The organism is Chromobacterium sp. FG22, from assembly GCF_057809415.1.
Map to the genome: position 1 here is coordinate 38887 of NZ_JBMDJX010000023.1, position 20228 is coordinate 59114.

Here is a 20228-nt window from a genome sequence, read left to right on the forward strand (position 1 = left end):
CGCGATACGGACGCGGCTTGCGCCGCGAAGTCCTATCAGATACCGGCCAGGTCGGCGGTATCCTTGGCGATCATCCACTCTTCATTGGTGGCCATCACCAGCGCGGTGGTGCTGCCCGGCTGGCTGATCACGCCGGTGTTGCCGCGCACGGCGCGCTCGTTGGCGGCCGCGTCCACGGCGAAGCCCAGCACCTTCATGTGGTTCAGGGTCTTCTCACGCAGCAGGCTGGAGTTCTCGCCGATGCCGCCGGTGAACACCAGCGCGTCGATGCGGTCCAGCGAGGTGGCCAGGCCGCCCAGCAGGCGGGCCAGACGGTGGGCGAACATGTCCAGCGCCAGTTGCGCGTCCACATTGCCTTCCGCCGCCGCTTCTTCCAGAGCGCGACAGTCGCTGGACACGCCGGAAATGCCCAGCAGGCCGCTCTGCTTGTTCAGCAGATTGTCGATGCCGTCCAGATCCAGGCCTTCCTTGCGGGCGATGAAGGTCACCGCGGCCGGGTCGATATCGCCGGAACGGGTGCCCATGATCAGGCCTTCCAGCGGGGTCATGCCCATGGTGGTGTCCATGCACTTGCCGTTTTTCACTGCGGAAGCGGACGCGCCGTTGCCCAGGTGGGCGATCAGGATGCCGTGATTAGCCGGGTCCAGCTTCAGCTCGGCCACGGTTTCGCCGGCGATGAAGCGGTGGCTGGTGCCGTGCATGCCGTAGCGGCGCACGCCGTATTCTTTGTAGAAGCGCTGCGGCACGGCGTACATATAGGCCGGCTTGGGCATGGTCTGATGGAAGGCGGTGTCGAACACCACCACCTGCGGCAGCTTGGGGAAGGCTTTCTGCGCGGCGCGGATGCCCACCAAGTGGCCCGGGTTGTGCAGCGGCGCCAGCGCGCAGCATTCTTCGATGCCGGCCAGCACTTCGTCGGTGATCAGCGCGGACGCCTGGAAGCGCTCGCCGCCGTGAACGATGCGGTGGCCGATGGCGACCACGCTGTCCAGCCACTCATGCTCGCCCATGAAACGGGTCAGCGCTTCCATCGCCTCGGCGTGGCTGCCGCCGTTCAGCGACTCCGTCTTCTTGCCTTCCGCGGTTTTGAAAATGATGCGCGAATCCGCCAGGCCCAGGCACTCGGCCAGACCGGACAGCAGCGGCTCGCTGGAGCCCTTGGGCAGCAGCGCGAATTTCAGCGAGGAACTGCCGCAGTTGATCACCAGAATTTCAGAAGATGTCGTCATAATATATCAGCGATTCATGATAGATAATTCGATAAACAAGCAGCGCCGCTCCGGGCGACGCTGCCAGCCAAAAACCACCGGCCGGAAGGCGTTCAAGTCACCTTCAAGCCTTTACAGGAAAACAACTCGCGGGCACGTTTGACTTGCTCCGGCGTGGGAATCGGCGTATCCGCCAACTGGTATTCCATGCCCAGCTTCTGCCACTTGTCCATGCCCAACTGATGGAAGGGCAACACCTCCACCCGCTCCACCACACTGCCCAGGCCGGCGACGAAATCCGCCAGCCTGCTGATGTCCTCGTCGCCGTCGGTCAAACCCGGCACCAGCACGTAACGCACCCACATCTTCTTGCCCAGGCGTTGCAGCCGGCGGGCAAAGTCCAGCGTCGGCTGCAAGGGCTGGCCGGTCAGCGCGTGATAGCGCTCCGGGTCCGAATGCTTGATGTCCAGCATCACCAGGTCCACCGCGTCGAACCACTCGTCGCTCACCCGCTCGTGCAAAAAGCCCTGGGTATCCAGCGCCGTGTGCAGGCCGAAGCGGCGCTTGGCCTCGCGGAACAGCGCGCCCACGAAAGCGTCCTGCATCAGCGGCTCGCCGCCGGACACCGTCACGCCGCCGGCGAACTTCAAAAAACGCGCGTACGGCTCCAACTCCGCCATCGCCTGCTCCACCGTGGCCTGGCGGCCGTTGTGCAGCTTCCAGGTATCCGGGTTATGGCAGTATAGGCAGCGGAACTGGCAGCCCGAGGTGAAGAAGACAAAGCGCATGCCAGGCCCATCCACCCCGGCCCCGCTCTCCGTGGAGTGCAGGTAACCCACCACGGATTCGGGAGACATGGCGTGTTCTTGCGGGACCGTGTCCACGGCGGTTTGGGTATCTGGCATGCGTTTGTGCTCCTATGGCCGACAGAGGCCGGCCCTTAACAGGCCGCCTTTTAAAGCATAGTGCGCGGTTCCGAACGGGGGCGAGCCCAAAACGCCAGAGCCGAACACAAATGTTATTTTACGAACACATTTTATATTCTAAAACGAAAATATGTGTTTGATACAGGTCAAAAGCGTACATTGTGATGTGCGCACGCCACATCCTCCCACACCCCCCACCAGGCAAACCCTTGATTTACGTGGAGTTCTAGTTAAAACAGTCGTTAGTTTTACCTTGCACTGCAATATTTCCGCTCGTTCACGAACATCGTCATAACACGCCGGGGGCATAAACCCGGCCCCGCAAGCGCCGGACCGCGGCTGAGCTGGATCAAGGCAAGCCCCATTTTTGCAAACGTCATGGCCGCCGCCTATTATGCCAAAGGGATTCCACACCTTCGGTAAACCGCCATGAACGCACTGCGCCTCGCCCTCAAAAGCGTGATCGAATATCCACTGCCCGCCTCCAGCCAAACCCATGAAGTGGCCGCCATCGGGGCGGACCTGCTGCTGATCTCCCAACAGCCGTCCGGCGCCCTGGTCAAAATGCGCGTGGACCCGCACAGCGGCCAGCCGCGCGCCGCCGTGTCCCACGTCATCGACAATCCGTTTTCCGGCCTGCACGGGCTGACCGTTTCCAAAACCCACCCCGGCTGCCTGTGGGTGACGCTGCAATTCCAGTCCGAGCTGCTGCTGATAGACCCGATAGCGTCTGACCTCACCACGCCGCCAAAAATCCTCAAGCGGGTGCCGCTGCCGCCGCCGGCGCGCGGCCCGCACGTGGTGGCGGAAGACGGCGACATCCTGTGGACCTCCTGCAAGGACAGCCATCACATCGTGCGCATCAACAGCCTCATGCCCGCGGACGCCACCCTCTATCCCTGCCCGCCGCGGCCCATCTTCGTCCAGCTCCACCCTGACAGCGGCGACGTGTACGCCACCCTGGACCAATCCAGCCAGCTCTACCGCATCCCGGCCAACGGCGACGCGCCGGCCGCCATTGAAATCCCCGCCGAACACGGCAACACCCCGGTGGGCATGGTGCCGGGGCCGGACGGCAATCTGTGGTTCGCGCTGCTGGGCAACGCCTCCGGCGGCAACGGCGGCTTCGGCCGCGTGCTGGCCGGCGGCGACATCGACTGGTTCCAGCTCACCACCGCCCCGGCCGCCGGCGCCGGCTTCATCCACCTGGGCTTTCCGCCCGCCGCCGGCCCGGAGCCGCGGCTGTATCTGCTGGCCTCGTCCATGGCCAGCGCCAACGCCCTCAACGGCGTGGTGCAAGTGAAGATGAGCGCGGACTACAGCCGCGTGGAAGCGCAACAAACCATCGCCTTCCCCTCGCAGCACAGCATGAGCCACCGCGTGCTCAGCACAGTACATGGGCTCTACGCCACCGAACTGGGCGCCTGCTGCCTGGCGCACCTACGCCCGGCGGAGAATCGTTACGGCGAAGGCGTCAATGAAATGGCCGACCCCTATTCGCTGTGGGGCTGCGGCATACCGGAGGGAGAAGTGCGCTATCCGGGAGCGCACCGGGAGGAATAGCGCCTGGCCATGCCCGGTCTGGCGAGGCCTTGACGGCAGGATACGAATGAACGGCTCCGGCCCCGCAAGCAGCCCTGTCCAGTGACGGGCGCGCCTGCGGGGCCGGAGCCGTTCAGCCATGCGAATCCATGCGCTGGCGGCTTAGCCGGAGATATCCCGCCTTACCCGTCGCAAATGCTGCTCAACGTAAAAGGCCGCGGCATCCTCATCGCCGATGATGATGGATTCGTAAATCAGCTGATGTTCCGCAACGTACAAGCCAATACGCTCCTCGTCATAGATGCCATCGTCGCGCAAGCGCTGCCAGAGAGGCTGCGCCATGGCTTTAGCCACCTCATCCGCGATGCGCACCATCAGCGCATCGCCGGTCATCACGGCAAGTTGCCGGTGGAACAAGCGGTCACTTTCGCTCCAGAGCACTTGCTGCGCCGGAATGTCTATGTTTTTGACCCCCTTCATTTGCGCCAGGTAATACTCCGCCCTTTCATCGCGCTGGCCTTTTCTGGCCGCCATGCGGGCAATGGCCGGCTCTAGTATCAGCCTAACTTCCAGCGTCGATATCGGACTGTCGTCCGCCTGCCCGCGCTCGTTTGCGGGCACGGCTTGCCGCAGCCGTTGCAAAGCATCCGGGCAGACATAGGTGCCCGATCCGCGGCGCGTCATCACCAGTTGCTGATTCTGCAAAGCGCCAATCGCCTCCCGTACGGCAGGCCGGCTCACGCGGTAACGGGCGGCGAGCTCTCTTTCCGAGGGCAGGCGCGATTCAGGAGGAAACTCCCCTCCAACAATGCCGTTGCGGATCTGTTCAGCAAGCTGCTCATAGATGGGAAGCGGCTGAAAGTGGCTCTGTTCCAGAGTACTGGCATCCATTCTGGTTACCCCAAAACCAATTTGTTGTGAATTGGTGACAATTACGACCATGCCGCCGCAGCAGAAGCCCTTGTGACGCCACCCCTAAATTGGTAACTTACAAAACAAGTTAACGATATAACAAGGTAATTTTAAGACCAATTTTATGGATTCCGGCAAAAACCCCAAGGGTAAACCGCGGATTTGGTCTGAATTTTGCCACTTATCGATGAGGGAGCACCATGTCCATCCCCGTACTGCCCGCCTCCGCAACCAAGAGCTTGTTGCCGATTGCCGATCTTTGTCAGGCCCTGTCCCTTGCCGCCGCCGAATACACGGCAGGGCGGATCGTCAGCCCGGAGCGGCAGGTGCTGCCCTTGCGGGGCGACGCCGTGCTGCTGTCCATGCCGGCCAGCGCCAGCGATATCGGCATTCACAAACTGGTCAACGTGTGCCCGGACAACCTCAAGCAGGGCCTCCCCACCATCCATGGCATCGTCAGCGTGTACGACGCCCTCACCGGCCAGCCGCTGCTGATTCTTGACGGCCCCACGGTGACCGCCCAGCGCACCGCCGCCATTTCCATGTTGGCGATCAACAGCCTATACGCCGGCAGGCCGGCCGCCATCGCGCTGATAGGCACCGGCAAGCAGGCCTCCGGCCATCTGGAAGCCATTGCCGCCCTGTTCCCGGACATCCGCGTGGATGTGCATGGCCGGGAAATGGCGGACAGCGCCGAGTTCTGCCGCCGGCACGCTCCCCTTCCCTTAGCGCTACGGCCATGCCGCGGCCGCGTAGCGGACGATGTCGGCGTGGTGATCACACTGACCACCAGCAAAGCGCCGATCTACCACGAGGACGCCCGCAGCAACCGGCTATTGGTGGGAGTGGGAGCGTTTCGTCCGGACATGGCCGAAATCGGGCCGGCCGCCATCGCCGGCAGCCAGCTGTTCTCTGACGACCCTGTCGGAGCGCGGCATGAAGCCGGAGACCTGATCCAGGCGGGCGTGGACTGGGACGCCGTGCGGCCCTTGGCTGAGGCGATAGCAGGACGCTACGACGCCAAGCGCCCGCGGCTGTTCAAGAGCGTGGGCACGGCGGCCTGGGATTTGGCGGCGGCGCGCTGCGCGCTGGCGCATTGGAAAGCCGGTTAGCCGGGCGGCAACGTCCAGTTAGCCAAGAGCCGCTAACAAAACCGCGCAGCGTACCTGAGCCAAGGCGCGCCGACGCAGGCAGTACAAGCCGTACGACAAGGAGGCGCAACGCTGGATCAGGGGTTTTGTTAGCGGGTCTAAACGAACGGTGCGCCAACGCACCCGACGATAACTAGGAGGAGTGAACACATGAATCCATTGCCTGCGGATTTTGTCATCGAGACCGTGGAAATGCACACCGGCGGCGAACCGGTGCGCATTGTGCTCAACCTGAGCGACAGGATTCAAGGAGCGGACATCCTGGCAAAGCGCTGTTTCATGAGCGAGCGCCTGGACCCCGTGCGCCGCCTGCTCATGCATGAACCACGCGGCCATTACGATATGTATGGCGCGGTGCTGGTGCAGCCCTCCATGCCAAACGCGGACCTCGCCGTGCTGTTCACCCACAACGAAGGCTATAGCACCATGTGCGGGCATGCCGTGATCGCCCTGGCCCGCTTTGCGGTGGATAGCGGCAAAGTGCCCGCCGTGGCGCCGCTGACGCGGGTGGGCATCGAATGCCCATGCGGCCTGGTGGAAGCCTTGGTGGAAATCCAGAACGGCAAGGCCGGCGCCGTGCAATTCGAGAGCGTGCCCGCCTTCGCTTTTGCCCTGGACCTGCCCGTCACCGTGCCGGGCATCGGCGAAGTGGTCGTGGATATCGGCTACGGCGGCGCCTTCTACGCGGTCGTCGCCGCTGAAAAACTGGGCGTGTCGCTGGATGGCCGCCTGCGCGAGCTGGTGGACGCCGCCTCCGCCCTCACCCAGGCGGTGCGCGACGCCATCGCGGTGCGCCACCCCATTGCCGACGACCTGAGCTTCTTGTACGGCAGCATCCTCACCGATGGCCGCGAGCGGGCCGCCGATGGCGGCAGCCGCAATGTCTGCGTCTTTGCCGACGCCGAAGTCGATCGCAGCCCCACCGGCTCCGGCGTCACCGCGCGCATGGCCATCCGACACGCCAAGGGGCTGGTCGCGCCTGGGGAAACCTGCGAATTTCAAAGCCTGACCGGAGCGCTGTTCAGCGGCACAGTGACCCGCCAAGCCCAACTGCCGGGCCATGACGCGGTGACGGTACGCGTGGCCGGGCGCGCCCACTACAGCGGCAAAGCCAGTTGGTCATTGGAGCCTGACGACTTGATTGGCCGGGGCTTTCTACTGCATTGAACGCTTGCGTGGCGGCCCCCGGCCGCGCAAGGCGATGGCGCGGCCAGCCATCAAAACAGAGCAGCGCAAAGGAGACACGCATGAAACAGCAGCATCCTCGCAGCCTGACCGTCCTATTGGCTCTTGGCGGCACGATGACCCTCTTCGCCCTCAGCCCCGCCCATGCCGACACCGTGGTGAAAATAGGTTTCTCCTCGCCCTTGTCCGGCCCGCAATCCCACTACGGCAAGGACAATGAGAACGGAGCCAGGCTGGCGATCAACGAGCTGAACGCCAAGCCCATCACCCTCGGCGGCCAAAAAGTGAAGTTCGAACTGCGGTCCGAAGACGACCAGGCGGACCCGCGAGCCGGCACGCAAGCCGCTCAACGCCTGATGGATGCCGGCGTCAAAGCAGTGATCGGCCACTTCAACTCCGGCGTGACCATTCCCGCCTCGCGCATCTACGCCAAGGCCGGCGTCCCGCAGCTGTCGGTCTCCACCAACCCCGCCTACACCGCCGCCGGCTACAAAACCGCCTTCCGTCTGGTGGGCAGCGACAGCCAGGTGGGCGGCGCGCTGGGACGCTATGCGGTACAGCAGCTCAAGGCGCAGCGCATCGCGGTCATCGACGATCGCACCGCTTACGGCCAGGGCATTGCCGACGAATTCATCCAATCCATCACCGGCCTGGGCAAGCCGCCGATCAAGCGTGAGTACACCCATGACAAGGCCGCCGATTTCAGCGCCATCCTGACCGCGCTGAAGGCGCAGAAACCGGACATCGTGTTCTACGGCGGCGCGGACGCCCAAGCCGCGCCGATGGCGCGCCAGATGAAGCGCCTGGGCATGAGCGCCACCTTGATGGGCGGCGACATGCTGAGCACCGAGACCTTTATCAAACTGGCCGGCGCCAATGCGCTTGGCCACATCTCCGCCGTACCCGGCGGGCCGCTGGAAGCGCGGCCGGCAGGCAAGGCATTTCAAGCGCGCTACCAGGCCAGTTACCAACAAAACGTCGTCCTGTTCGCCCCGCACTTCTACGACGCGGTCATGATGGTGGCCGACGCCATGAAGCGCGCCAACTCGCCGGAACCGGCCAAATACCTGCCGCTGCTGGCCCAAACCCGCTATCAGGGCGTCAGCGCCGACTTCAGCTTCGACACCAAGGGCAATCTGAAGCAAGCGCCGGTGACGATCTCCGCGGTGGAAGGCAATGCCTGGAAGGTGCGGTCCGTGGTGCAGTAAGAACCGGTTTACGATCTGCTGCGCGTCGGCGATACGGCGTTGAAAACCGCTTCGAAATGCTCATGTACCACGCGTACATTCCGCTTTCTCAGCCGCAACGCCTTGTCTCGCCTTAGCTCGCGAGATCGTAAACACGTTCTAAGAACCAGTTCATAATCTGCTGCGTGTCGGCGATACCGCCTTGCCTCAGGTGCTCTGCGGGGTTTTGTTCGCCGTTCTCAATTCGCCCGCGTCGCGGACGCAAACCCCAGCCAAGCGCCAAAGCGGGCGGGCGGCTCGCCGCCGCCCGTCCCGGATCAGCCCTCGATCACCAACAGGTCTTCATAGAAAGCGCCAAATTCGCCGGACGGATCGGCAATCTGGATTTCCAGAATCCACAAACCGGTGTCCGGGCATTGGGCGAAATCGCCCAGGCTGCCGGCCTTGTAGATGGCGTGCGGAAAGTCCGACACCCGGTGGCCCTTGATGTCCAGGTTCAGCCGCCAGCCCATTGCCTCGGCGCGCTCCGCCGCGTACTGGTACAAAGCCGGGCCGGCCAGGCGCTCGCGCCGCCATTTGTCCGCCACCTCCTGCCACAGCTGGCGCGCCGCCTCCGCACAGGCCTGCTTGCGCGCGTTGTCGCCGACCACGAAGGTATCGCCGGCGTCGCCCTCGTGGCCGTCCCAGACAATGCCCAGATCAATGAAAAAGATATCGTCGTCCAGCAGCACATTGTCCGGGTCGATCTGCTGCTTGAAGATTTTCAGCGTGCTGCGGCCAAAGCGGATGATGATGCCGTGCCAGATGCGGTCCATGCCCATGCTTTCCAGCTCCGCCTTGGCCAAATCCTTGGCCTGCTGTTCGGTCATGCCGGGGCGGATCTGCGCGGCGATGCGCCGCACCGCCGCCATGGTTTTGTCGCGGGCGACGATCATTTTGTCCAGGGAGAAAGCGCTGCCCACCGCTTCCGGTGGGAGAGAGACTGTGGTCATAAGAAATGCCCTGTCTTAAGAACCTGTTTGCGATCTGCTGCGCTGCATGAGAAGTGACACGGCGAGTACCGCTTTGGAATGCTCATGTACCACAAGTACATTCCGCTTCCTCAGCCGGTTTCGCCTGGTCTCGCTCTTGCTCGCGAGAACGTAAACAGGTTCAAAAAATAAAGTGATGAAATGGGCAGTGAAGTATACCGCAACGCAGCAGAATCATGACATTCAAATCACGGACAAATCCTCCTGCCAGCCCCTGCCCTCGCGCCCCCGCTGGCTTGACCCTGCCCGCCCACTCGGTAACAATCGCCGGGTGCTGTTATTCACGGCACCGGGATTGGCATCCCGCCCAGTAACCAACGGACATTGCGCTTACCGCGCATGCCCGTATTTCTCCATGGCTGCGCCAAAATCGGCAGGCTCGTGGTGGGGGAGCGCCCCGCGCTCGCCGGTTGGTTACTCCGGTTATGCCAATCCTGCCACGCGCCTGCCAACTCCCGTCTGAATACCTGGCAGGTGGTTTATCTTGTGTCAGCGCAGGAGAAACACCATGTCGAAAACCTTTCCCACTCGCCGCCGCTATCGCCAAGCCTCGCTGGAAGCGCGCGAAACCCTGCTCCCCTTCGTGTCCCGACGCCCAGGACGGCCGCAAGCCGATTACTGGCAGATGCCGGCCGCCCACCCGGACTACGCCGCCGACTGCGCCTATGGCCGCGAATGCGGCGCGCACTTCGTCCAATGGCTGAAGGACAACCCCGGCTATTGCGGCCAAAGCCTGCTGGCGCGCATCACCCGCGACATCGACTTCCGCAAGCCGGAGCAGCGCGGCTACCGAGTGGGCTTCTTCAACTATCTGGAAGCCATGCTCACGCTGGCCGCGCGCAAGGTGGACGTGTTCGAGCACGTTGACGAACTACACCGCCAGCAACAGGCGCAGATCAAACGCAAGAATATGGAAAACCGCTCGGTGCGGAAGATAGAGAAGAAGTAAGGAAGAACGAACCCCGGCTTTGGCCGGGGTTTGGTTTGGGGGTGCTATTAGGGTCAATGAGTGGTTAGCTTATGACTGTTTACGAGCAATTGCTGTCGGATAACACATGAAAAACCTAGCGCCTGATTTATCCCCTAGCTAGCCAAACTGAATCTCATCGTCCTGCCGTGCGGCGTGTAGCACGCACACGCCGAAGCAGTTGAGTTATAGCACGATCTTCCCTTCTACTCTTAAGCTCGTTCTCCAACCAAGTAGTCGCTTGGTCGAGATACTCGGCACTCTTCTTAGAGCTCCTCACCTTGTCAAAATATCGAATGGCCTGATCTGAATAAACCTTCGCGTGATAAGCCTTCCGGAGGTCATCCGTATAACACTTTCGCAGTGTATCCATGCTTTCATCAAGGCTTGAGAGAACCCCATCCACTGAAAGAGGTTTGTCGTAATTCGCATTAAATAAAATCACCGCATATGTATTTCGTACCGATGCGGCTCGCTTACCAGCCAGCGAGAGAGCTTCATCAATCCACTTAAATGCTAGTGGATACTGCTTTTTCCGAGAAAGAAAAATCGCACATTGCTGCTTGAATGAGTGTGTACCGTCACGTGCGAACGTATTCTCATAGAAATGCAAACCATCTTCCCATTTCGGAAATGCACGGGTTGTGAGATTCGCGTCATATGCCATTCTGCGAAAAATGTCGTACCGACTAATTTTGGAAGGAGATACCTCACAATGAAATTTCTCAAGAAGCTTCCGAAGATCTAATGCGTGGACCCTCCGCATTACAGCTTCGGCAACTGCGCGGGATCTAGGGACAAAGTGTGCTTGGAGTGAGTCCGCTTGTGCTCCCTCATACGGAGATAGAAGGGATGACATAGCCTTGAGAAGCTCAAACGTTTCATTTGGATCAGAAGTCAACCCAGAAAAAGAACTAAGGTATGAATGAGCCACATCGACCGAAAGCGGAACACGGCAAGAGTACAGATAGCAGGCGACTAAGAGCAGATGATGCTTGGCAGGAGCCTCCTGCTTGAGCTCCTTGAGCGCGTCGACAAATCTATCTGCTAAGAAGTGGCCAGAAATTGAGGCATCAAACACCTCAAAAAACGTGGGATCCAGATCTGAAGCAAGCGGATCAGCAAATTGTCTAAATGCAGCCCGTTGCACACCTGCTGGAATTAGATCAAGGACTGCTTGGACATCAGTTTTCGCGAGCCCTGACACATCCAAAACATGAAACTTGTGTGGTGCGAAACGATGCGAAACGCTATCGTAGATGTAGTCTCGCTCTGCAGCAACTATACGAATATTGGGGCTCTTCGCGAGCTTGTCGATTGCTTCCCACGAATCAGCAGCATTATCGATAAAGAGCAGCGCTTGGGCACCTTCAGCATCAATATCCCGCACAAGCAATGCTGCCTTTTCAGGTGTAATTTCCTCAATATAGAGCGACTGTGCCGGCCCCTTGTTTGACACAGCCAGCTGCCGAAGCAGCGTCGACTTGCCTGTCAACGGCGTCCCGATCAGGAAGCAGTTCTTGCCGCCCGCTAGTACGTTGGACGCTGCAGCAAAGTGCTTAGTCTTATGCAAACTCCCTATGCAAACATCGTACCAAGTAGGTTCAGCCCCAAGATAAAACTCCGTGAGGCTTCTAACTGGCACTGAATCTACAGGTGGGGGGAAATACTCCGCAAACCTTTTATCAAGCAGACGCCTAGCTCCTCCAGTAACTTTCGGAGCCTTCAGCTGTCCAAAGTAATTAAGTAAGTCGCGGGTTTCTGCTATTACTATTTGGAACCCTAAGGAAGAGTAGTACTCAATAGCCTCTTGGTCCTCTGATCTGAGAGTAACCCAAGCAGGAGCTTTATTCCGCTCCGGAGTAGACTGGCGCGCAAGCGACTGGAGCACTCCGGCATCAGCGACGGTATAACCCCAATAAAGCGTCGGCACCTGCTGGACACGTCCAATATACCCAAACCACTTGTCCTTGTCTCGATCAAAACTGGAAGATATTTCCACGGGAGAAAAATCCATCCCCTGTTCTAATGGATGGACAATGGACCCATGCAAAGGAATAAAATCTATCGCAGAGGCTCCAATAGTAGATGGCCCTCTCAGAGTAATATCATTAAGGTAATACTTCGTACTCTCGGCGAAAATAGCATGCAATAGATTATCAATATTTGTCGTGAATATAGCCTTGACTGCAAGCCTCTCAATATTTAGATACGCTTTATCATAGTGCACGACAGCGAAGCGTTGTCTAAGAAATTCTTTGAGAGCATCTCGCTGGGTGCTCGAAATGACTTGACATAGTTGCGGCAACAACAGCGTGGAATTAGGATCCCTATTAAAATGCTGAAGTAGCTCTTTCCGCAGCGTATCACCTACAGGCATAGCTTTCGATTGCCCAGCAAATGCCCCCATCGCTTCAACAGAAAAACCCGCGCCAACAAAGAGATTAATACCTTGCTGCAAACAGTCTTTAAAAATATTCTCGTTTTCGATTTTCATTAAGCACCTAGACTATAGCCATACGTTGCGATCAATTAATTTGAGATGCGGTCAAGCTTGATATACCGAGGCAAGCCATAACCACTCAGACATAGAACTGTGCATATTATTTCCAACAAAATGGGAGCATGTAATGCAAGACTCCTTTTACCAAAAACCAACTACATCGATTCGTGGAGAACTCGAGGTTTCTAGTTCAGAGCCTAGCCCCCCCTCCCAGCCAAATTCCAACTCCCACCTAAACTCCCCCCTCCTCGCCTTCTCAATCCCCGCAATATCAATCTTCACCATCCCCATCATCGCGTCGAACACCCGTTTGGCGGCGGCGCGGTCCGGATCGGCCAGCGCCTCAGTCAACACACGCGGAGTGATTTGCCAGCTTAGGCCCCACCAGCCACAGGCGCTGGCCTGGCCGCCGTTGCCGACGATGGCCTGCCACAAGCGGTCGGTTTCGGCCTGGTCTTCGGTGGCCACCGGACCAGAAGTAATGACGTATAAATTAGACCACTTTATAGCACATGGGCATTTTTTGCGGCATTGATCCAAAACAGCCGCGCATAAAAAAGCCTCCTGAGCCGCGACATCGAATTCCGCAAACCGGAACAACGCGGCTACCGAGTTAGCTTCTTCAACACTCTGGAAGCCATGCTCACGCAGACCGCGCGCAAGGTGGACGTGTTTGATGACGTTGACGAACGGCATCGCCAGCAGCGGGCGCCGCTCAAACGCAAGAGTATGGAAAACCGCTCAGTGCGGCGGATAGAGAAGAAGTAAGGAAGAATGAACCCCGGCTTTGGCCGGGGCTTGGTTTGGGGCGTGACGCTTTCTGAAAGAATAATTGCTTAGCTTACGGCCTCTTACGCCCCTTAGCTGTCCCTCGTGGAGGGCCGCAAGCGGCCAGTTTGCCCATCAAATGGAACTGTCCCCAACCGTTCACAGGGAAGCTCGTTTCAGTGGTTCAGCTTGAACATATTGACGTGAACGCAGGAGGGGACGGCATAGTAGGTCATCAGGTGGTTCTCCAGTTCCGTCGCTGCCGTGGCGAGGTTCGTCAATGTGTGAACGCCAGAATTGGGATCGAAGAAATAGAGATCGCTACCGTCATAGGCAAGCGCCACAGAGTGGGGCGTAGCGCTTTGCATGGCGATCAGGGCCGCGCCGCGCCCGCTGCTCACCAACAGCTCGATGGTGTGCGTCAGCAACTGGACGAAGCCTCCCTCGAAGAAGGAAGACAAGGTTCCAATCGACTTGCAGCCCAGGGTCTGCGCCTCCTGTGAGTACAAGTTATGAAACGCCTGGATGGCCTTGCCCTGGTTGCGAATACCGGGAAGGTTACCCCCTCTGGGGTCGCTGATCGGTTGGTCGTCAATGTCGGTTTCATAGGCGCCGGATGTCATGAGGCCATCACAGATCTGGTCCTGCAAAGCCATAATGCGCTCAACCTTCCGACTGATATTCCGCTGTTCCAACATGTCGGCAAGTCCTGGCACCGGACCCAAGTCGAGCGCGCGCATGCAGAAATAAAAGGAAATGCCTTCGCAGGAGCCACTATGCCGTGCATTGAAGTCACTTTGTTTGCAAGCCAAAACGAGGGTGATAGCCACAACATACTCCTTGCTTATTCTCGGTTTTCATAACCAGCTTCGACTGACCGAGCCGGATATTCGAAGTGAGTCCTGCTCGAAGAACGACCGGCGAAAGGCATGCAACTGCAATCTGGCCCCTTTAAATTTCCTGTAGCAGGCGCCTGACGCTTCTAAGAACCTGTTTACGATCTGCTGCGCTGCGTGGAGCGTTACACGATGAGTACGCCTTCGAAATGCTCATGTACCACTTGTACATTCCGCTTCCTCAGCCGTTTTCGCCTTGTCTCGCTCTTGCTCGCAAGAGCGTAAACACGTTCTACGCAATTGAAACAAGAAAAGCATTGGCCTCAGAGGTAAGCCGATGGCGTGTTGCTGCCCGAAATCAGCCACTTTTGGCCATCAACAGCCACCTGAAAAATAACAACTATCCCCTCCTCGCCTTCTCAATCCCGGCAATATCAATCTTCACCATCCCCATCATCGCGTCGAACACCCGCTTGGCGGCGGCCCGGTCTGGATCGGCCAGCGCCTCGGTCAACACGCGTGGGGTGATTTGCCAGCTCAGGCCCCATTTATCCTTGCACCAGCCGCAGGCGCTGGCCTGGCCGCCGTTGCCGACAATGGCTTGCCACAGGCGGTCGGTTTCGGCCTGGTCTTCGGTGGCCACCTGAAAGGAGAAGGCTTCGCTATGTTTGAAGGCTGGGCCGCCGTTGATACCCAGACAGGGAATGCCCAGCACGGTGAATGCCACGGTGAGCGCATCGCCTTCTTTGCCGGCCGGGTAATCGCCAGGCGCGCGCAGCACCGCGCCGACGCGGCTGTCCGGGAAGGTGGCGGCGTAGAAGCGCGCGGCGTCTTCGGCGTCGCCGTCGTACCACAGGCAGATGGTGTTTTTGCCCATTCCCCTTCCCTTTGCTGGCTCATATCGCTCAAAGACAAGCCATTGCCATGCGCAAGAATAAGCAATGGCCGCATGCCCAAAACATACATTTGTCATGGTAGACAATTTTGGCGATCTCGCCGCGCGCATAAAAAAAGCCTCCCCTAAGGGAGGCTTGGCGCTTTGCCGGCTGACCGTCGCGGTGGCCAGTGGCGTTGGACTTACATGCTGCCGTGGAAGGTGCGGTTGATCACGTCCAGCTGTTGCTCGCGCGTCAGCTTGACGAAGTTCACCGCATAACCGGACACGCGGATGGTCAGTTGCGGGTACAGCTCCGGGTGTTCCATCGCGTCCATCAGGGTTTCGCGCTTGAACACGTTGACGTTGACGTGGAAACCGCCGGCGTCGGAGAAGCCGTCCAGGCAGTTGGCCAGGTTGGCAACGCGTTCTTCTTCGCTATGGCCCAGCGCGTCCGGGGTGGCGGAGGCGGTCCAGCTGATGCCGTCCAGCGCGGCTTCATACGGCAGCTTGGCTACCGATGCGCCCGCGGCGACAAAGCCTTTCACGTCGCGGCCGTTCATCGGGTTGGCGCCCGGGGCGAACGGTTCGCCGGCGCGGCGGCCGCACGGGGTGTTGCCGGTTTTCTTGCCGTACACCACGTTGGAGGTGATGGTGAGCACGGACTGAGTCGGCATCGCATTGCGGTAGAAGTGCGGCTGGGCCTTGATCTTGTCCATGAAGGTTTCGGTCAGCCATACCGCGATGCTGTCGGCGCGGTCGTCGTTGTTGCCGTAAGCCGGGTAGTCGCCTTCGATCTTGTAGTCCACCGCCAGGCCCGCTTCGTTGCGGATGATGTGCACTTTGGCGTGCTTGATGGCGGACAGGGAGTCGGCGGCCACGGACAGGCCGGCGATGCCGCAAGCCATGGTGCGCAGGATGTCGCGGTCGTGCAGCGCCATTTCGATGCGTTCGTAGGCGTATTTGTCGTGCATGTAGTGGATGCAGTTCAGCGCCTTGACGTAAGTGGCGGCCAGCCAGTCCATCAGCAGGTCGAACTTGGGCATCAGTTCGTCGTAGGTCAGCACGTCGCTCTTGATCGGCTCAAAGCCCTTGGCCACTTGCACGCCGGATTTTTCATCCACGCCGCCGTTGATGGCGTAGAGCATGGCTTTGGCCAGGTTGGCGCGGGCGCCGAAGAACTGCATTTGCTTGCCGATGCGCATCGCGGACACGCAGCAGGCGATGCCGTAGTCGTCGCCCCAGTGCGGACGCATCAGGTCGTCGTTTTCGTACTGGATGGAGCTGGTGTCGATGGACACTTTGGCGCAGAAGTCTTTGAAACCGCGCGGCAGCTGGGTGGACCACAGCACGGTCAGGTTGGGTTCCGGCGCCGGGCCCAGGTTGTACAGGGTGTTGAGGAAGCGGAAGCTGCTCTTGCTCACCAGGGTGCGGCCGTCTTCGCCCATGCCGCCGATGGATTCGGTCACCCAGGTCGGGTCGCCGGAGAACAGTTGATCGTATTCCGGGGTGCGCAGGAAGCGCACGATGCGCAGCTTGATCACCAGGTCGTCGATCATTTCCTGGGCTTGTTCTTCAGTCAGCGCGCCGGAGGCCAGATCGCGCTCGATGTAGACGTCCAGGAAGGTGGCGACGCGGCCGAAGGACATGGCGGCGCCGTTTTGTTCTTTCACGGCGGCCAGGTAGGCGAAGTAGGTCCACTGCACCGCTTCGCGGGCGTTGACGGCCGGGCGGCTGATGTCGAAGCCGTACTTGGCGGCCATCTGCTTCAGTTCGTCCAGCGCGCGGAATTGTTCGGACAGTTCTTCGCGCAGACGCAGCACGTCTTCGTTGAAAACGGCGTCGTCCAGCTCATGGAATACTTTTTGGCGTTCGGCGCGCAGGAAGTCGGTGCCGTACAGGGCCACGCGGCGGTAGTCGCCGATGATGCGGCCGCGGCCGTAGGCGTCCGGCAGGCCGGTGATCACGCCGGATTTGCGCGCGGCCATGATGTCCGGGGTGTAGGTGTCGAACACGCCCTGGTTGTGGCTCTTGCGATAGTGGGTCCACACGTCCTTGATGACCGGGTCCAGCTTGAAGCCGAAGGCTTCCAGGCCGTTCTCAACCATGCGCAGGCCGCCGTTGGGCATGATGGCGCGCTTGAGCGGCGCATCGGTTTGCAGGCCGACGATGACTTCGCTGGCTTGATCGATGTAGCCGGCGTCATGCGCGGTGATGGAGCTGCCGCGGTCAGCGGCTACGTCCAGCACGCCACGGGCGCGTTCTTCTTTCAGCAACTCGCTCAGGGTGTCCCACAGCTTTTGGGTGCGCGCGGTAGCGGGCGCCAAGAAGCTGGCGTCGCCTTCAAACGGCTTGTAGTTCAGCTGGATGAAGTTGCGGACATCCACCTTGCTTTGCCATTCACCGCCGGTGAAATCGCGCCAGGGGTTGGCTTGAGTCGCGTCACGATTCAGAGCATCCATGTGTGCCTCCTAGTAACTATCAGTAAATGTTGAGTACTGAACATATTGTACATTCGGTTTCGAAAAAAATCGTTTGATAAAGATCAACTGCCGCAGACTAAAACGCGCGTGCGGCCCCGCCCGAGGCGGCGGCAAAATCTCTTAAAAAATGCTTTATTTTCAATGCCATGAAAAACCACATCAACATGCCGTCATTGTAGCCGGCGCATTACATTCGAAAACGAACATCAAACACTCGTTCCAAGCGCCGCCGCGGCCGGTTTTGCGGCTTCGCGCCGCGCCGGCAGGGTGTGGCGCTCCAGCAGGTAAACCACCAGGCCCACGCCCAGCGCGCCGCCGGCGATATTGCCCAGGGTGGCCGGAATCATATTGTGCAGGATGGCGGCGGCGTCCAGGCCTTGCATGCCGTGCAGCAGGGCCAGCGAGAAGAAGGCCATATTGGCGATGCTGTGCTCAAAGCCGGAGAAGAAGAACACGAAGACCAGCAGCAGGATCATCAGCATCTTGGCGGCGTCGCCGGCCATGCGCAGCGGCACCCATACCGCCAGACAGATCACCCAGTTGCACAGCGCGCCCTTCCAGAAGATTTCCCAGCCGCCGGCGTGCACTTTGTGCGCGGCCACATTGAACAGCAGATGATCGGCCGGCAGGCTGCCCATGCCGCCGGCGCCGGCGAACACGGCGGTAAACAGCAACACGCCCAGCAGATTGCCCAGGTAGACCAGGGTCCAGCTGCGCAGCAGGTTGCAGACGCGGCAGTCGCCGCTGAGCACGCCCACGCTGAAGTACATCACATTGCTGGTGAACAGTTCCAGCTTGCAGACGATGATGCTGACCAGGGCCACGCCGAAGAAGCCGGCCACGGCGATGTAGTAGCCGGGGGAGCCGACGGCGAAGAAGACCTGGCCCAGCTTGAGGCTGACGCTGAGCACCACGGCGATCAGCGCGCCGGCCATGCCGGCGCTCAATAGATAGCGGCCGGGGTGCTGACGCAGCACGGTCTGTTTGGCGGCGGCTTCTGCCGCGACGTAGGCGAGTGTGGAGGCGTGATTCATGTTTTTCATTTCGCGAGCTTGGGCAACGCCGCCAGCCGCGGGTCCATCTTGATGCAATGCCTATCAACTGCTGATGCCGTTTTCAGGTTTTGCCGGATTTTGCCCGGCCCGGCCTGCTTCCGGCATTGGCTTGGTTGGCTGTCATCCTTGATTGGTTCCCGCGTCTGCGCTTGCCCTGATTGTTGATTCACGAAAATTTTATGTTCGTATTGCATCATTGTTGTTTGATAACTATCAAACGCAAGCCTTTCCTTGGCACGCTTTCGCTCAAGCCTTTCTTTTTACAACATGCCCGGCAATGGATTTGCCGTCCCCGCCGCGGCTCAGCCGCCGCTCACGGCCGCCGGCACTCCTTAGATCCGGTTCAAAGCCTGCCGCGCTTTACAAGACACGGCGCGGCGAGCGCCGCTTCGAAATGCGGACGCACCGCGCGCGCATCCCGCTTTCTCAGCGATTTCCGCCCTGTCTCGCTCCGGCTCGCGAGACGTTGACAGCCTATTGCGCAGCCATTCAAGAGCCGCCGCGCCAGGCGGGACGCGGCACAGCAATCGCGGTTTGAGGATACGCATGCGTCCCTGGCGCATTCCGCCCTTGAGACCGCCGCGCCTGGCCTTGCCCCTAATCGCGTGGTCTTGAACCGCTAGCGCGGCCAAGCAACCCTGATGCCGCGTGCGCCGGCTTGAGCGATTCCCATAGCGCCGGCGTTGGCGCGCCTTGCTTCAGCCGTAAAACTTGAGCGTGTACCGCTCTATAAGAGGCGATTCACCGCCTGCCGCGCGTCAGCGGGATGGTCCGAGCGAGGCCTTGAAACCGGCTTCAGAGCGCCCATGCCCCCCTTGCGTATTCCGCCTCTTCGGCGGCAAGGCCTTGCCTCGTTCTTGCTCGAGAGACTTTGAACAGGCTCTTAGGCGGATGGCAAGCGCGATAACAAACAATGAAAAACATCATATAAATCATATGGATAATAGAAAAACGATCGTTTGAACGCTAGCGACATGTTGGAAACCAACCAAATAATGTTCGTTTTGAAATATTTTTGTTCGTTTTCGAAAACGATTTGGCTGTTCAGATTTCATATTATGATATTCCACCGCCCGCTCTCGGCTCTGCTGATATAGCAAATGTCTTGACGCAAGCGGCGGCGCCCAGCGCCTCTTCCCCATCCCCGCCCCCAGACGTCAAAACCGAATTAATTCATTTTATTCATCAAGTTATCCAGCAAAAACCGGATAGGCAAACCACTCGCCGCAGCCAAGCACCCGTGCCGCCGCGCCAGCGGCAACCATGCCATTGGCGTGTTCCTTCCCGCTACAACTGCCTCGAACTATTGTGCAAAGTCGATGCGCTTTTTCAAGCAAGCGCTCGATTTCACTCAGCAACAATCAGCAAAGCAACAAGAAAACAAAGCAATCCGAAAATTGGAAGATTCTCAAAAAATGCGCGCTTTCTAGCCATTTTTTCAATAAACATAGATATTTTGTAGTTTTTTAAACCAAAACAAAGCAATCGTCATGATATTGATAAGACATCTACAGCAAATAGCAATTGTTCGGATGTTCGTTTTGCTTCAAAATAAAGTTGATTAGAATCAACTGATGTTCTGAAAGGTGTAACCCTCGCA

17 protein-coding genes are annotated in these 20228 nt (G+C 59.3%); 6 read left to right on the forward strand and 11 right to left on the reverse strand.

Annotation, left to right across the window (positions count from 1 at the left end; translation table 11 throughout):
• Window positions 1–35 precede the first annotated feature (35 nt).
• Window positions 36–1229, reverse strand: coding sequence for an acetate/propionate family kinase (locus ACODSD_RS19115; RefSeq protein ID WP_043594375.1), 1194 nt, complete (start codon window positions 1227–1229; stop codon window positions 36–38).
• Window positions 1230–1321: 92 nt separating this feature from the next.
• Window positions 1322–2113, reverse strand: a complete 792-nt coding sequence (gene pflA / locus ACODSD_RS19120) for a pyruvate formate-lyase-activating protein (protein ID WP_235087924.1) — start codon at window positions 2111–2113, stop codon at window positions 1322–1324.
• Between the two features lie 450 nt (window positions 2114–2563).
• On the opposite strand from pflA, the gene ACODSD_RS19125 reads away from it, so the two are divergent.
• On the forward strand, window positions 2564–3697 hold the full coding sequence (locus ACODSD_RS19125) for a Vgb family protein (protein WP_488878055.1): 1134 nt from the start codon (window positions 2564–2566) through the stop codon (window positions 3695–3697).
• Window positions 3698–3838: 141 nt separating this feature from the next.
• Here ACODSD_RS19125 and ACODSD_RS19130 read toward each other — a convergent pair whose 3' ends face one another.
• Window positions 3839–4567 (reverse strand): FadR/GntR family transcriptional regulator, encoded by a 729-nt coding sequence (locus ACODSD_RS19130; protein ID WP_107800137.1) that lies wholly within the window; start codon window positions 4565–4567, stop codon window positions 3839–3841.
• 221 nt (window positions 4568–4788) lie between these two features.
• Here ACODSD_RS19130 and lhpI point away from each other — a divergent pair, with 221 nt between their 5' ends.
• The 3 genes from lhpI (at window position 4789) to ACODSD_RS19145 (ending at window position 8132) form a co-directional block, all read left to right on the forward strand.
• Window positions 4789–5700 (forward strand): bifunctional Delta(1)-pyrroline-2-carboxylate/Delta(1)-piperideine-2-carboxylate reductase, encoded by a 912-nt coding sequence (gene lhpI, locus ACODSD_RS19135; RefSeq protein ID WP_488878056.1) that lies wholly within the window; start codon window positions 4789–4791, stop codon window positions 5698–5700.
• A gap of 189 nt (window positions 5701–5889) precedes the next feature.
• Complete coding sequence (locus tag ACODSD_RS19140; protein WP_488878057.1) at window positions 5890–6906, forward strand: proline racemase family protein; 1017 nt, start codon at window positions 5890–5892, stop codon at window positions 6904–6906.
• An 80-nt stretch (window positions 6907–6986) separates the two neighbouring features.
• Window positions 6987–8132, forward strand: coding sequence for a branched-chain amino acid ABC transporter substrate-binding protein (locus ACODSD_RS19145; RefSeq protein WP_488878058.1), 1146 nt, complete (start codon window positions 6987–6989; stop codon window positions 8130–8132).
• A gap of 296 nt (window positions 8133–8428) precedes the next feature.
• Here ACODSD_RS19145 and ACODSD_RS19150 read toward each other — a convergent pair whose 3' ends face one another.
• The gene (locus ACODSD_RS19150) at window positions 8429–9103 is read right to left on the reverse strand and encodes a M24 family metallopeptidase (protein ID WP_227107776.1); all 675 of its coding nucleotides are present in this window, start codon (window positions 9101–9103) and stop codon (window positions 8429–8431) included.
• 547 nt (window positions 9104–9650) lie between these two features.
• On the opposite strand from ACODSD_RS19150, the gene ACODSD_RS19155 reads away from it, so the two are divergent.
• Window positions 9651–10091 carry a hypothetical protein gene (locus ACODSD_RS19155; protein ID WP_253314401.1) on the forward strand — a complete coding sequence of 147 codons (441 nt, stop codon included), beginning with the start codon at window positions 9651–9653 and terminating at the stop codon, window positions 10089–10091.
• 154 nt (window positions 10092–10245) lie between these two features.
• Here ACODSD_RS19155 and ACODSD_RS19160 read toward each other — a convergent pair whose 3' ends face one another.
• From ACODSD_RS19160 to ACODSD_RS19190, 7 genes are all read right to left on the reverse strand, one after another.
• Window positions 10246–12606 (reverse strand): P-loop NTPase, encoded by a 2361-nt coding sequence (locus ACODSD_RS19160; protein WP_488878059.1) that lies wholly within the window; start codon window positions 12604–12606, stop codon window positions 10246–10248.
• A 147-nt stretch (window positions 12607–12753) separates the two neighbouring features.
• Window positions 12754–13308: a VOC family protein gene (locus ACODSD_RS19165; RefSeq protein ID WP_488878060.1), complete on the reverse strand. Its 555-nt coding sequence runs from the start codon at window positions 13306–13308 to the stop codon at window positions 12754–12756.
• A 248-nt stretch (window positions 13309–13556) separates the two neighbouring features.
• Window positions 13557–14210 carry a hypothetical protein gene (locus ACODSD_RS19170; protein WP_488878061.1) on the reverse strand — a complete coding sequence of 218 codons (654 nt, stop codon included), beginning with the start codon at window positions 14208–14210 and terminating at the stop codon, window positions 13557–13559.
• Window positions 14211–14616: 406 nt separating this feature from the next.
• Window positions 14617–15093, reverse strand: coding sequence for a VOC family protein (locus tag ACODSD_RS19175; protein ID WP_488878062.1), 477 nt, complete (start codon window positions 15091–15093; stop codon window positions 14617–14619).
• A 200-nt stretch (window positions 15094–15293) separates the two neighbouring features.
• On the reverse strand, window positions 15294–17552 hold the full coding sequence (gene pflB / locus ACODSD_RS19180; RefSeq protein ID WP_107800127.1) for a formate C-acetyltransferase: 2259 nt from the start codon (window positions 17550–17552) through the stop codon (window positions 15294–15296).
• A 227-nt stretch (window positions 17553–17779) separates the two neighbouring features.
• Entirely contained in the window at window positions 17780–18616 is an 837-nt protein-coding gene (locus ACODSD_RS19185) for a formate/nitrite transporter family protein (RefSeq protein ID WP_488878063.1), read from the reverse strand.
• Window positions 18613–18825 (reverse strand): hypothetical protein, encoded by a 213-nt coding sequence (locus ACODSD_RS19190; protein ID WP_107800125.1) that lies wholly within the window; start codon window positions 18823–18825, stop codon window positions 18613–18615. The genes ACODSD_RS19185 and ACODSD_RS19190 overlap by 4 nt, the downstream gene beginning before the upstream one ends.
• Window positions 18826–19664: 839 nt before the next feature.
• Between ACODSD_RS19190 and ACODSD_RS19195 the strand changes: the two genes are divergently transcribed.
• Window positions 19665–20090: a hypothetical protein gene (locus ACODSD_RS19195; RefSeq protein WP_488878064.1), complete on the forward strand. Its 426-nt coding sequence runs from the start codon at window positions 19665–19667 to the stop codon at window positions 20088–20090.
• Window positions 20091–20228 lie beyond the last annotated feature (138 nt).